Below are 14,145 nucleotides of genomic sequence, written 5' to 3' on the forward strand. Positions count from 1 at the left end.
ACAACAAAATTTGTGTAAGACTATTTGCTTTACCCTGATGCTATAAATCAGTCTGCCAAGTATTTTGGATAATGTATACCGTTTGTCAATCAATAGCTCAATCATTTAATGCGCTAACAACAAAATCAATTATATAACCCGATTCGTTTGACCTGTGCTTAATCGCTACCATGGCGTATTATTGGTGTTGAACATTTCAATCAAAATCTAAACGCTCTACATGCACACTATTGGAAAAATAGTACTGAAAGGTTTGTAACGCAGTTTTATTTCCACCCAAATGTATATGCTGTGCCATGTGCACAAATCAATGCGAAGGCGTTGGTCATGGACATGGGCATACCCCTTGATCTCTAAGTTTTTTTACATAGTTCATTAACCAAAATTTAAATCTTTTTATGAAAAGAGCACTACTCTTTTTCACCATGCTTATGGTGGCTGCAACCATGGTCTACGCCCAGCAGCACCAGGTGTCCGGGAAGGTTACTGGCAGTGATGGCGCTGCAGTTCCTCTTGCCACTGTCCAGGTAAAAGGTACCACCACTGGTACCACAGCGGATGCTAATGGCGTTTTTACATTGACGGTAAACCCCAGCGACATCCTGGTAATAAGAAGCGTAGGATTTCAATCACAGGAAGTCAGGGTAGGCAATGGCGGCACTCTCAATGTTATATTGACGCCAGATAACGCCAGCCTCCAGGAAGTGGTGGTTACGGCGCTCGGTATCCGGAGAAATAAAAATGAGCTGCCTTACGCTGCACAAACGGTAACTGCCGAAGAGCTAAACCGGACCCGCGATGCAAACGTAACCAACTCACTTTCCGGTAAAGTATCCGGCCTGGAAATACGCCGCAATAACAGCCTGGGTGGTTCTACCAACATTGTGCTGCGGGGTAATAAATCGCTGACCAATGATAACCAGGCTATGTTTGTGGTAGATGGTGTGCCGATAGACAATGCCAATACCAACAACCATGATTCCCGCACGGGTGCTGGTGGTTATGATTATGGTAATGCGGCGGCAGACATTAACCCCGATGATATTGAATCGGTGAATGTACTGAAAGGCGCTGCTGCCAGTGCATTGTATGGTTCCCGCGCAGCAAACGGGGTGATCATGATCACTACCAAAAAAGCAGCCAAAGGTGTAGGTGTTACCATCAACAGCGGGGTAACAAAAGGCTACATTGATAAATCTACCCTGCCTAAATACCAGCATGAATACGGTGCCGGTTATGGCGATTACTTCGATTATGGTGCCGATGATGTACCTATTGTACCTATGTATGATGATGCTTCCCTGGGTCATAAATTTGATCCTTCCATGCAGGTGTATACCTGGGAATCGTTTGATCCTACAGATAAAAATTATGGCAAGTCTGTGCCCTGGGTGGCCGCTTCCCATGGCCCCAACTCCTTTTACCTGAACCCTACATCCACCAACAACAGTGTTACCATTAATTCCGGAGGAGAAAAAGGATACTTTAAACTGGGGTACACCAAAAGCATAGAAGATGGCATCCTGCCAAATTCACAACTGAAAAAAGACCTGGTAAACTTCGGCGCTTCTTACGATGTAACCGACAAGCTTACCGCCAGCGCCAATGCAAACTTTACTCGGCAGACGGGCCTGGGCCGTTATGGTACCGGGTATGGGCTGAACAACGTATCGAGCAACCTGCGCCAGTGGTGGGAAATGAATACCGATCTTAAATCGCAGAAAGATGCTTACTTCCGGACCAAACAAAATGATACCTGGAACCGCAATGGTGCAGACGACCCGGTGCCGGCCTATTGGGACAATCCCTATTTTGTGCGGTATGAAAACTATGAGAACGATTCCCGCAACCGCATCTTCGGCAACGTAGCCTTGAATTATAAATTTGCTCCATGGTTTAGCGTAATGGGCCGTGTATCGGTAGATCATTACAATGAAATACAGGAAGAACGTATTGCCAAAGGCAGTATCAACGTTTCGCAATACCAGCGTTTTAACCATGAATACAATGAGTACAACTACGACCTGCTGCTGAACTTCCAGCACACCTTTGCTTCCGGCCTGTCGCTGAAAGGGCTGATCGGGGGCAACGTTCGCCGCAATACGCAGTCTTCCATCCTGGCCTCTACCAACGGAGGCCTGCTGATAGATCGCCTGTACTCCCTGACCAATACGGCCAACCCCATGCAGGCGCCCACTGAAACAGATTCCACGTTTGAAGTGGATGGTATCTTTGCCTCCGGCACCGTAGGTTGGAAAGACTTGCTCTTCCTGGATATTACCGGTCGCCGCGATAAGGCTTCTACCTTGCCGGCCAATAACAATACCTACTATTACCCCTCCGCTTCCCTGGGTTTTGTATTCTCCAAATTGATGCCCAGTGCTACCTGGCTGTCTTATGGTAAACTGCGCGCCAACATTGCAGAAGTGGGCAACAGCGGAACTCCTTATCTGATCCAGGATTACTACGATGTACCCACCGGTATTAATGGTACGCCGCTGGCATCTGTAAGAAATACCAAAAACAATCCCGACCTGAAACCGGAAAGAACCATCAGCCATGAATTTGGCCTGGAAGCTGCTTTCCTGAACAACCGGGTAGGCTTTGACTTCTCTTATTACAACCAGCGCTCCATTGACCAGATCGTACCCTTACCCGTATCTAACGCTACCGGATATACGTATAAAGTGATTAATGCCGGTACGATCGTAAACAAAGGTATTGAGCTTTCTGCTTACGTAACGCCGGTGAAGACCAAGGATTTCAGTTGGACGTTAAACCTGAACTTTGCCCGCAACCGCAACCGTGTTACAGAGCTGAATGGTACGGACGTACTGCAACTCCTGGATGCACAGGGCGGCGTAACCATCAATGCCACCAAGGGAGAGGCCTATGGTAACATCCGGGGTACAGACTATGTATACCTGAACGGACAGCGGGAAGTGGACGAAGACGGCCATTACGTATTTACCAGTACTTCCAACAATACTATCGGTAATGTAAGCCCTGATTGGATAGGCGGCGTATCCAATACACTTAAATACAAAAACCTGTCCCTGAGTTTCCTGATAGACATTAAACATGGCGGCGATGTATTCTCGCTTGATATGTATTATGGACTGGCTACCGGCTTGTACCAGGAAACGGCTGGGCTAAATGAACTGGGTGGAGAAAAAAGAGGTGATCCGAATAGCAATGGTGGTGTGCTGAATAAGGGTGTTACCGCAGATGGTAAGCCCAATACCAAACGTATTACCTATGCAGATTACGGAGAAGCTGGTTACTACTACAATCCCGATAAGGCTTTTGTGTACGATGCCAGCTACGTAAAATTGCGGGAAGTAGCACTCACCTTCTCCCTGCCTTCAAAATGGCTGTCGCATGTGAATGCATTTAAAGGCATAGATATTAGCCTGCTGGGCCGTAACCTTTGGATTATTCATAAAAACCTGCCTTATTCCGATCCGGAAGATGGCCTGGGGTCGGGTAACCTGCAAGGCTACCAGGTAGGCGCATATCCTACCACCCGTAACATTGGTTTTAACGTTAAACTGAGATTCTAAACACAACACCAGAAACGATGAAAAGATTCAAACTTTGCCTGATATACACCGTGGTGAGCGCTTTTATGGTATCCTGCACCAAACACCTGGAGGACCTGAACGTTATCACGAAAAGCCCGCAGGACGTATCTTACACCACCTTGTTCTCCGCTGCAGAACTGCGCCTGGTGAACCAGCTTACCGATGCGGATGAGAACTATAACGTATTCCGACTGCAATCGCAGTACTGGACGGAAACCACTTATGTGGATGAAGCCAATTACAACCTGAACTCTCGCGCTATTCCCGATCACATATGGGCCGCACTGTACCGCGATGTACTTCAGGACCTGGAGAGAGCTAAGAGCTTGCTGCCGGCTTCCGCCGATCCTACTTCCGCCACTAGCAAAAACCAACTGGCCATTATAGACGTGCTGGAAGTGTTTACCTACTCCACGCTGGTAAACATTTACGGTAATATTCCTTACAGCAAGGCGCTGGACATCAACAACGTGATGCCCACTTACGACGATGCTGCTACTATCTATGCTGACTTGTTTACCCGCCTCGACGCCGACATAGCAGCGCTTAGTACCAGTGGCGAGGGCTTTGGTAGCATAGACCTGATATACGGCACTACCGATGCGAAACTTAGCAACCAGGTGGAGCTATGGAAAAAGTTTGCCAATTCCCTGAAATTGAGAATGGCGCTTACAGTAGCGGATGTAGACGGTACCGCCGGACAGAAAGCGGCAGAAGCTGCGGCAGGCGTGTTCACCTCCGCCGCCGACAATGCGTCTTTTGCTTACTCCACCATTCCGCCCAATACAAATCCGGTGTGGGTGGCCCTGGTACAAAGTGGCCGTCATGACTTTATCGGCACCAATACCTTAGTAGATATTCTCAATGCCCTCAATGATCCGCGCCTTCCTCAATTCTTTACAACGGTTCCCGGCTCGGACCCCGCCGTGTATGCCGGTGCGCCATATGGTGTAAAATCAGTATTCACCGACTGGTCTGGTCCCAGCCCGAAAGTAGAAGTGAAAGACCGTGAAGCCCTGGTATTGGATTATTCAGAGGTAGAATTTTACCTGGCGGAAGCAGCCGCCCGTGGTTACGCAGTAGGTGGCACGCCCGCCAGTCATTACAATGCAGGTATCAAAGCGTCTATCCTTTATTGGGGTGGTACGGAAGATGATTACGCCGCGTATGTTGCGCAACCATCTGTAGCCTATGCCACTGCCAGCGTTCCAAATGGCTGGAAAGGGGCCATTGGCACCCAATCCTGGATAGCTCACTACAACCGTGGTTATGAAGGATGGCTTTCCTGGAGAACGCTGGACTTCCCCCTCTTTAACGTTCCACCAAATGTAGACGACTATGCAGACATTCCGGTACGGTATACTTACCCGGTTACGGAACAGAACCTTAATAAGACCAACTATAATGCCGCTGCCGCCGCCATTGGAGGCGACGCTTTATCGACCAAGTTGTTTTGGGATAAATTTTAATCTAATCCATTTTTGCCCGAAAGGCCGCCAGCACCCTGCTGGCGGCCTTTTTACTATCTGTGACCTGGTAAATGGAGGCGCAATTATAGTGGGTTGTACCAGCTCACCTACTGGCCAGGAGGCGCTTTCAGTGTGTCAGTAAATATAAAAGGCATCGCCCCTGTAATACCTTATTCCAGGCTGACAAGGCTTTAGCAGAATATACATTAAAGTCTTAAAAATCATTGCATTTAAAAAAATAGGCCTCATTTGAAGTCTCTTTTTTTATTTTTGTACCGCGTTAAAAAAACCAATATGGATATTCAGGAAGAAGAGCAGCATCAATTAAACATAGAACTGAGCGAGGAGATGGCAGAAGGCACTTATGCTAACCTGGCCGTTATTACACATTCCAATGCAGAATTTGTAGTGGATTTTGTGAACGTAATGCCCGGATTGCCTAAGGCTAAAGTGAAGTCCCGCATTATTTTAACGCCGCAGCATGCCAAGCGTTTTATGAAGGCCATGCTGGAAAACATCAAAAAATATGAATCCGTGCATGGAACCATCCAGGACCAGGAGCCGGTATCCATGCCCATGAATTTTGGCGGGCCTTCCGCGCAAGCCTAGTGCTGGCGTAGCATTGCGGGCTTTGCCCGGTTTACATTTTTCAGCATTACTGAGACTTCGCGTTATGGAACAAACGTATGCTTATGCCCGTCTGCGGGAATTTACCAGGAATGTATTTATCGCGATCGGCTGCCCGGCAGATCAGGCCGAACTGGCCAGCGAAGTATTATTAAGCGCAGACCTTCGTGGAATTGATTCTCATGGCGTAGCCCGGCTGTCGGGCTATGTGCGTTTATGGGAGGGAGGGCGCATTAATGCCAACCCCCATATCCGGATTGTGCATGAAACACCCTCTACCGCCGTGGTAGACGGGGATGGTGGTCTGGGCCTGGTAGTGGCGCCCTTTGCCATGCAGGTAGCCATCGATAAGGCTGCCCAGGTGGGTACTGGCTGGGTGAGCGTAAAACATTCCAACCACTTCGGGATAGCCGGCTACCACGCGATGAAGGCTCTGGATAAAGATATGATTGGTATGGCAATGACCAATGCCAGCCCGCTGGTGGCACCCACCTTCGGCAAGGAGCGCATGCTAGGTACCAACCCGATTGCCGTGGCTATCCCGGCAAACAAACAGCCTGCTTTTGTAGCCGATTTTGCCACCACTACGGCGGCCAACGGCAAACTGGAGATGCTTCAACGCAAAGCGGAAACGGCCCCCACCGGCTGGATACAGGATAAGCAGGGTAATAGCAGCACCAACCCCTACGAGCTGAAAGATGGAGGCGCTTTGCTGCCACTGGGCGGCGACCGGGAACATGGTAGTCACAAAGGATATGGCCTGGGCGCGGTGGTCGATATATTTTCGGCGGTACTGTCTGGCGCCAATTACGGCCCCTGGGCACCACCCTTCGTAAGCTTCCTGCCGCTGGCACCAGACCCGGTAGGGCAGGGGCTGGGCCATTTCTTTGGTGCCATGCGGGTAGACGCGTTCCGGCCAGTGGGCGAATTTAAAGACCATATGGATAACTGGATCAGCCGTTTCCGCGCCACCACGCCCATTCACGATGAGCAGCCGGTACTCATTCCCGGCGATCCGGAAAGGGAAATGCAGGCCGAGCGCCTGCTCAACGGCATTCCGCTACTGGAACCTGTGGTGAAAGACCTGCAGGCAGTAGCGCAAAAATTTAATATCAACTATTAGTCACTTTACTACATATTTCTAGCATGAAAGTTTTAAAATTTGGTGGCACTTCGGTAGGCAAACCGGAACGTATGCATTCGGTGGCCCAACTCATCACCGCAGATCAGGAAGCTAAGATCGTGGTACTGTCTGCATTGTCCGGCACTACGAATGCGCTGGTGGAAATAGGCCAGTCCTTGTCAGAAGGTAACAAGGCACAGGCGAAACAACAGATAGATAAGCTGGAAGCGCATTACCGTGCTTTTTGTGAAGCACTGGTAAAAACCGATGCAGCCCGCGCGGCGGCAGCGATGATTGTGGATGAACATTTTGAATTCCTCAATATCATCCTGAAAATCTCTTTTAATGAAGCGCTGAATAAAGATATTCTGGCTCAGGGCGAATTGCTTTCTACCCGGCTTTTCACGGCTTATTTGCAGGAAGCGGGTATAAAAGCAGTGTTACTGCCTGCCCTGGAATTTATGAGCATAGACGAGTTTGAAGAACCGGAAATTCCCCGCATTAAAACCCGGCTCACGGCGCTCATAGACCAATATAAAAATGATACTGTTTTTGTGACCCAGGGTTACATTTGCCGCAATGCCAAGGGGGAAATAGATAATCTGAAACGGGGTGGGAGCGACTACTCTGCTTCCCTGATCGGCGCCGCTATTCATGCTTCGGAAATTCAGATATGGACAGACATTGACGGGATGCACAATAACGATCCCCGCGTGGTAAAAAAGACCTTCCCCATCGATCAGCTTTCCTTTGACGAAGCGGCAGAATTGGCCTATTTTGGCGCTAAGATCCTGCACCCTGCCTCTATCTGGCCTGCACAACATTTTAATATTCCCGTGAAGCTGCTTAATACCTTGCAGCCCGAAGCTAAAGGCACCATTATTACCGAACTGCCCAATGGCAACGGCGTGAAAGCGGTGGCCGCGAAAGACGGCATTATTGCCATTAAGATCAAGTCCAGCCGCATGCTGCTGGCCTACGGTTTCCTGCGCAAGATATTTGAAGTGTTCGAGAAATACCGCACCCCAATCGATATGATCACCACGTCCGAGGTGGCTGTTTCTATTACGATCGATAGCACGATACACCTGGAACAGATATTGAAAGAGCTACAGCCATTTGGCACGGTGGAACTGGATCATCACCAAACCATCGTATCTATCGTAGGCAATGAGGTAGCGGCCACGCCATCTATCTTACAAAAGCTTTTTGATTCCCTGTCGGACGTGCCGGTAAGAATGATCTCTTACGGGGGTAGCCGCCATAATATTTCCATCCTGGTGGCCGCGCAGTACAAGGATAAAACCTTGCAGGTATTAAACAAAGGATTGTTTAACCTAGAATAACAAAAATGGTCTTAGGGTTGCAAAACCCGATTGGAAAATAGGTATTACACAATGGTCTGCCAGCAATGGCAGGCCATTTTTTTAAGATAAAAACGGTATGAATTGAGCGGGGGATCTCTGTGTTGGGAAGGTAGGTCAATGAAAATAGCTGCTAAAAAGTGAGCCTGTGCTGAAAAAAAAATAGGCCTGTGCTATGCCTGTTCTGGACAGGACTGTGGATAAGTCTTGTTCAACATTGGCATAGCCCGGACATAGGCCCGGGCTATTATAGATGCAGCCGTAGCGGCCACTGATTCTTAAAATTAAAGTAGTGGGCGGGCAATGCAGGTGCTGCTGCCTGGCATATGCTATTCCTTGATCTTTTTCTTCAGCAGGGTTACCTGGTCTTGCAGGTGGCTTACCATATCGGCGAGGTGGTTTACACTCATGCGGCTTTGATTATTGGTTTTGCTGATCACCGCGTCTGTTTGCCAGATTTCCAGTATATCATCCATGCTTACGGAATAGGGTTCAAACTGGGGATTATCTGACATCAGCGTCACCTTGGTTTTAGAGCGGTTGCTCTTGATCACGCGTTTGTATACAATGCCTTCGCGGCTGGTCATCACCACGTAGGTTTCATTGTTACGTAACTCGTCCCAACCATCTACTTTATGGCATACGATCACAGAACCGGAAGGGGTGGGGAGCATGGAATCGCCTGCGATCTCAAAGGCGCGGTAAGAGCCGGCGCCGAGCATGGGCAGGGTAAAGGTGTTCAGTTCTTCGATGAACTCATCATCATTGTACCCGGCCAGGTAACCGGCGGCAGCTTTTACTGGCACAAACTCTATCTGCTGACGGTTATTGGCCATTTTAAGTTGCCGGCGTTTCTCTAAAAAGTTTTCTTTCTGGTCGCCCAGGTCACGTCTTAGCAGGTCGTCGATAGATACCCGGTACATATCGCTGACCATTTCCAACACCTCGGTGCGGGGCTCTGCGCGTTCTTCTTCATAAGCACCTAGCAGGGATCGCTTAATACCTAATTTATCAGCAAACTCCTGTTGGGTCCACCCTTTTTGTTTACGCAGGTATTTTAAATTACGGCAAACGATTGACATCCTAAATAATTTAGTTCGTTGCTAACAAAATTAGCAAATAAAATGAATTAAACAAAAAAATGTAAAAAAAAGTTGGGGCTTATTTGCGGGGGAAGGATTTGGGATTTGGGAATTCCGGGCTTACTTTTGCCAGCAGTCAAATCTAAACTTATGTACGATACGCTTAAGATCATCCACTCCCTCCTGCGCTGGCTCATCCTGTTGGCAGGTTTTTACGCTGTATTGCGCTCCCTGGGCGGGATAACCGGCAAGAAGGCTTACACCGGCGCTGATGGCAAAGCCGGGTTGTTTTATATGATATTCTTTGATCTGCAATTATTGGTGGGCCTGGCCCTTTATTTCTTTGCCAGTCCGCTGGTAGGAATACATGATATGGCAGGGGCCATGAAAGACCCTATTATACGTTTCTACACCGTAGAGCATGAAACCCTGGCTATTATTGCGTTTGTACTGGTACACATTGGCCGGGCTAAAACCAAGAAAGGTACGGATGCGCAGCGCCACAAAACGGCCCTGCTCTTCTTCGGTATTGCCCTGTTGCTGGTGCTGGCACTGGTGCCCTGGCCTTTCCGCGCAGTAGGCGCTATGCAGGGTTGGTTTTAATATTTCGTGTATGGGTAACCGTTAGTAAATCACTTTTCATAAAAAAGCGAAAGCGTGCCGTTCTTTACCGCACGCTTTCGCTTTTTATATTGTTTGTATTAACCTTGGTTGGTATTGTACAGGCGGTAGGAATAAATATAGGGCAGCACCGATATAATGGCCGCTATCACAATTACTACAAACACCGCAGCTACCACCTGCATAAAGAAACCGCAGGCCATGATCACTACGCCCGCAATGATCCAGAGGCGGCTGGCCATCTTATGGGTTTCTTCCCACACAGCGGTACTCAGTAGCGTCCATGGCGTGCGCACCCCGATGAAATTGTTGGGCTTTAGGGTACCCAGGTAAAAGCCCAGCACCGCAATGAGTAGTCCAACACCCACAAAAGCCCAGCGTTCCAGTAAAAATTCTTTGCCGATATCAATTAAGAAAATAAGCAAAGAGGTGTATACTGCCAGGTACAGGTGAATGAGGAAACGGGTGCGGAAATACGCCCGCCGGTAACCCGATGTATGATCCGGCATTTCGTCTGTTTTAGGAATGTAACGAAACAGGCAATACAATAAAAAATTGGTCAGGAACAGAAATATCATCAATAATAGCACCTCGTTCTTACTACCTATTCTTCCAGGTACACCATCGGTCGTGTAATTGGTGCCAACCATCTCGGGTATGTGAGGCCAGATAATGCCCAGGTAGATCATTGGCACGAGTAGTAGCAGAATTATGAGTAATTCTTTTGGGAAATCATACTGTTTCATGCTGATCAGTTTTAGATGAACGAATATAAACCCTCGTACACGCTTTCCCTTTTTGTATAGCTAATTCAGTGCCTTATAAATTTCTTACATCATGCCACCTTCCTTTGATTCCCAATTTCTAAGAGAAAACGTACTTGCAGCAAACTAAGCATTGGCCTACGTTTGCAGGGATACCGATATGCTTGCCATGTGCGGACAAGTTACCGTACCGCAATTATTTTGCCGGTGTATAAACCGTATTGCCTACGCTACAGCAGCGCGCTGCGGCGCTTTGTACAGGTAGCTCCTTTTGGTTTGAATTAATTATTTTTTGAAGATACACTATTGCCATTGTAGCACCTGCTGGTCTGCAATCACAAATACCGATTCCTGCGGTTCGGGCGCCACGCTGGCCAGACCGGTGAACTTACCAAATGCCGGTAGTACTGCGTATTTTTTCCCAAAATAAAAACAGGGCAGGCGCATAGACTGTTTTCCCATACCGGAGATCACCACACCGGGGTGAATATGCCCCGATATCACATATTTTTTTTGCGGAAGGGCCTCCTCCGCATCGTGGGCAAAATATATATTGCGTAGTTGCAAATGAGTATGCACCTGAACTTGCAGCTCGGCATACAACGCCGGGCGGAGGATGTCGTGATTGCCTTGCACCAGCTCAAAGGCCAGGTGCGCAAACTGCTGCCGCCATAGGCGGAAATAGGCAATGTCGTTATTGGCTACGCTGTGAAACAGATCGCCCACGATGATGATGCGCAGTGGTTGGTATAGGGTGATTAATTTTTGCAAACAAAAAAGGTCTTCCTGCACAATATTGGCCGGCACGGCAATGCCCGCCTTCCGGAAGTGGGCCGATTTGCCCAGGTGCAGATCCGAAACGATCAGGGCTTGCTCTTCCTGCCAGTAAATGGCCTTGTGCGGGGAGAGTACCCAGTGCTGCGATCGGTGATGAAATATTAAATCGTCCAATTTTACTATTGTTTTTAAATACTATAACAACTTCCTGGGAGTGCCTGCCCGCGTGGGTTTGGCCGGTTTGGAGGGCTTATCGTCTACCGGGCGGAAATTTTGCTGTTGCAGTTTTTTAATCCGGTCCGATAGCTTTTCACTGGTCAGGTTTTCGCGCAGGCTGTCTACCTTAATAGGGAAACAGAAAGGTGTGAGCCGCTCCGGTTGGGTGATGACGATGGAATGATTTTCAATGCGGCCCAGCATATCGCGGAGGCGTGCTTCTTCTATCTGGTAAAAATAGGCTTCGTTGTAAGCCTGCCGCAGCAACAGGCTTTGCGGATCGTAATCGCGGAACACATTAAACAGCAGCGAGGCGGACGACTGCAAATGCCGGTTGGTTTTATTGCGGCCGGGATAACCCTGGAAAATTAATCCTGCAATTACCGCGATGTCGCGGAACTTGCGCCGCGCCATTTCGGTAGCGTTAATGCTGCGTTGCAGGTCGGTATTTAAATCTTGCAGCGAGAAGAGGGCTTTCACGTTGTCATCGTTCAGCGGAATGGGCTGGTCGCTGAGCAGCTCAAAGCCGTAATCATTCATGGCAATAGAGAAGGTAATGGGGTGATGCATACTGATACGGAAAGCCAGCAAGGCCGCCATGACCTGGTGTACCAACCGGCCTTCAAAGGGGTACACAAATAAATGATGCCCATCTTTGGTATTAATTTTTTCAATGAGCAATTCCTTAGCAGACGGAATGTGGGAGAGATGCGCCTGCAAGGCAAATAGTGGTTGCAGTGCGATGAGTTCCGGATCGGTAGCATGACCGGCAATGGCTTCCTGGAATTTTTTGCGCAGCATTTTACCCAGGTTGGCAGACAGGGGAATTCTTCCACCATTCCAACTGGGTACGATGGTTTTTTTTGCATGCGACTTCCGCACCAGCGCCGTCATGTCTTTGATCATGATAAACTCCAGGTTATGACCGCCCAGGCTAAAAGCATCGCCCGGAGAAAGCCGCGACAGGAAGTACTCTTCCACCACGCCCACGTACCCACCGGTAATGAATTTTACTTTCAGCATGGCATCGCTCACGATGGCACCGATGTGCAGGCGGTGGCGCAAGGCTAATTGCCGGCTGTGGCAGGCGTAGAAATTCCCGTTTCGCTCCAGCTTGCGAAACTCGTCATAGCTGTGCAGCGCCTCGCCACCGGTGGTGAGGAAAGACAGCGCCCATTGCCAGTCTTCAGGCGTCATATCTTGAAAACAGAAAGTGGATGTTACTTCCTGCCATATTTGATGGGCGTAGAAGCCGTCGGAAATGCCCAGCGTCATAAGGTATTGCAGCAGCACGTCGTAGGCTAATACCACCGGGGGGCGGCTTTCAATGAAATTTTCTTCCATAGCCTCTTTCAACGCCGCCGCTTCCACCAGTTCCAGGGAGTGGGTAGGCAGGAAAAAAATCTTGCTTACCGCGCCTGGTTGGTGACCACTACGGCCCGCCCTTTGCAGGAAGCGCGCCACGCCTTTGGGGCTACCCACCTGTATGACGGTATCTACCGGGCGGAAGTCTACACCCAGGTCCAGGCTGGAGGTGCATACCACGGCTTTTAGCCGCCCGGTGTGCAAGGCGTCTTCCACCCAAATGCGCAGTTCCATATCCAGCGAACCGTGGTGCAGGGCAATGGCCCCGGCATAGTCGGGATAGCGGCGCAAAATTTCCTGGTACCAGATTTCGGCCTGGGAGCGGGTGTTGGTAAAGATCAGCGTAGTGCGGCTTTGCTCAATGATGGGAATGGCCTTGTCTAGCAGTCGTATGCCCAGGTGGCCCGCCCAGGGCAGTTCTTCAATGCCGTCTGGTAATATACTTTTGAGTGCAATCTCTTTATTGATCAGGGCGCGCACGATCACACCATGGGCAGCATCGTGGCCCAGCAAGACTTCCAGTGCTTCTTCCAGGTTGCCGATGGTGGCAGAAATACCCCAGATGCGGAGGTCGTTGCTCCAGTTATTGCGCACCAGGTTTTTAATGCGGGAGAGGGCCAGCTCCACCATCACACCGCGTTTGGTACCCAGCAGTTCATGCCATTCGTCGGTAACCACGCATTGCAAGTGGGTGAATACGCTGGGATAATGTTTTTGACCTAACAGCAAGTGCAGGCTTTCGGGAGTAATAATGAGTACTTCCGGCATTTGTTTTTTCTGCGCCGTGCGCATGCTGGTAGGCGTATCGCCATTGCGAATGCCCACCTGCCAGGCCAGGCCCAGTTCATCTACCACTTCCTGCATGGCCCTGCCCAAGTCTTTAGCCAGGGCGCGCAAAGGGGTGATCCACAATAATTGCAGTCCGTTTTTAGCGGTTCGTTGAAAGTCGTTGGGATGTTCATTTATCCAGGCAATGATCACTGCCAGGAACAGGGAAAAGGTTTTACCATAACCGGTAGGAGCATTCACCATCCCCGATTTGCCCAGCAAGTACTGTTCCCAGGCTTCTTCCTGAAAGGTAAAAGGCTGCTGCCCCCTGGCTTCAAGCCACTCCATGACCACTGTCCATCCGCGCGTAGTTTGTACCATGAGA

General features: G+C 49.3%; 10 protein-coding genes. 6 read left to right on the plus strand and 4 right to left on the minus strand.

The window, feature by feature from the left end:
* Positions 1-398 precede the first annotated feature (398 nt).
* The 5 genes from GA0116948_RS06875 (at position 399) to GA0116948_RS06895 (ending at position 8,149) form a co-directional block, all read left to right on the plus strand.
* Entirely contained in the window at positions 399-3,563 is a 3,165-nt protein-coding gene (locus GA0116948_RS06875; RefSeq protein WP_089710421.1) for a SusC/RagA family TonB-linked outer membrane protein, read from the plus strand.
* Positions 3,564-3,580: 17 nt separating this feature from the next.
* Entirely contained in the window at positions 3,581-5,053 is a 1,473-nt protein-coding gene (locus tag GA0116948_RS06880; protein ID WP_089710423.1) for a SusD/RagB family nutrient-binding outer membrane lipoprotein, read from the plus strand.
* Between the two features lie 294 nt (positions 5,054-5,347).
* On the plus strand, positions 5,348-5,662 hold the full coding sequence (locus GA0116948_RS06885; RefSeq protein ID WP_089710534.1) for a DUF3467 domain-containing protein: 315 nt from the start codon (positions 5,348-5,350) through the stop codon (positions 5,660-5,662).
* Between the two features lie 64 nt (positions 5,663-5,726).
* Positions 5,727-6,803 (plus strand): Ldh family oxidoreductase, encoded by a 1,077-nt coding sequence (locus GA0116948_RS06890; RefSeq protein WP_089710426.1) that lies wholly within the window; start codon positions 5,727-5,729, stop codon positions 6,801-6,803.
* A 23-nt stretch (positions 6,804-6,826) separates the two neighbouring features.
* Complete coding sequence (locus GA0116948_RS06895; RefSeq protein ID WP_089710428.1) at positions 6,827-8,149, plus strand: aspartate kinase; 1,323 nt, start codon at positions 6,827-6,829, stop codon at positions 8,147-8,149.
* 347 nt (positions 8,150-8,496) lie between these two features.
* Here GA0116948_RS06895 and GA0116948_RS06900 read toward each other — a convergent pair whose 3' ends face one another.
* The gene (locus GA0116948_RS06900) at positions 8,497-9,249 is read right to left on the minus strand and encodes an XRE family transcriptional regulator (RefSeq protein ID WP_089710430.1); all 753 of its coding nucleotides are present in this window, start codon (positions 9,247-9,249) and stop codon (positions 8,497-8,499) included.
* Positions 9,250-9,399: 150 nt separating this feature from the next.
* On the opposite strand from GA0116948_RS06900, the gene GA0116948_RS06905 reads away from it, so the two are divergent.
* Positions 9,400-9,852: a hypothetical protein gene (locus tag GA0116948_RS06905; protein WP_089710432.1), complete on the plus strand. Its 453-nt coding sequence runs from the start codon at positions 9,400-9,402 to the stop codon at positions 9,850-9,852.
* A gap of 98 nt (positions 9,853-9,950) precedes the next feature.
* On the opposite strand, the gene GA0116948_RS06910 is transcribed toward GA0116948_RS06905, so the two are convergent.
* The 3 genes from GA0116948_RS06910 to GA0116948_RS06920 all read right to left on the minus strand — a co-directional run bounded on the left by GA0116948_RS06910 (position 9,951) and on the right by GA0116948_RS06920 (position 14,141).
* Entirely contained in the window at positions 9,951-10,616 is a 666-nt protein-coding gene (locus GA0116948_RS06910) for an SdpI family protein (protein WP_089710434.1), read from the minus strand.
* 321 nt (positions 10,617-10,937) lie between these two features.
* Positions 10,938-11,585: a ligase-associated DNA damage response endonuclease PdeM gene (pdeM, locus tag GA0116948_RS06915; protein ID WP_205686038.1), complete on the minus strand. Its 648-nt coding sequence runs from the start codon at positions 11,583-11,585 to the stop codon at positions 10,938-10,940.
* Positions 11,586-11,606: 21 nt separating this feature from the next.
* On the minus strand, positions 11,607-14,141 hold the full coding sequence (locus GA0116948_RS06920; protein WP_089710436.1) for a ligase-associated DNA damage response DEXH box helicase: 2,535 nt from the start codon (positions 14,139-14,141) through the stop codon (positions 11,607-11,609).
* Between the last annotated feature and the right edge of the window lie 4 nt (positions 14,142-14,145).

The sequence above is a fragment of the Chitinophaga costaii genome, from assembly GCF_900094705.1.
In the GTDB taxonomy this organism is placed as follows: Bacteria; Bacteroidota; Bacteroidia; order Chitinophagales; family Chitinophagaceae; genus Chitinophaga; species Chitinophaga costaii.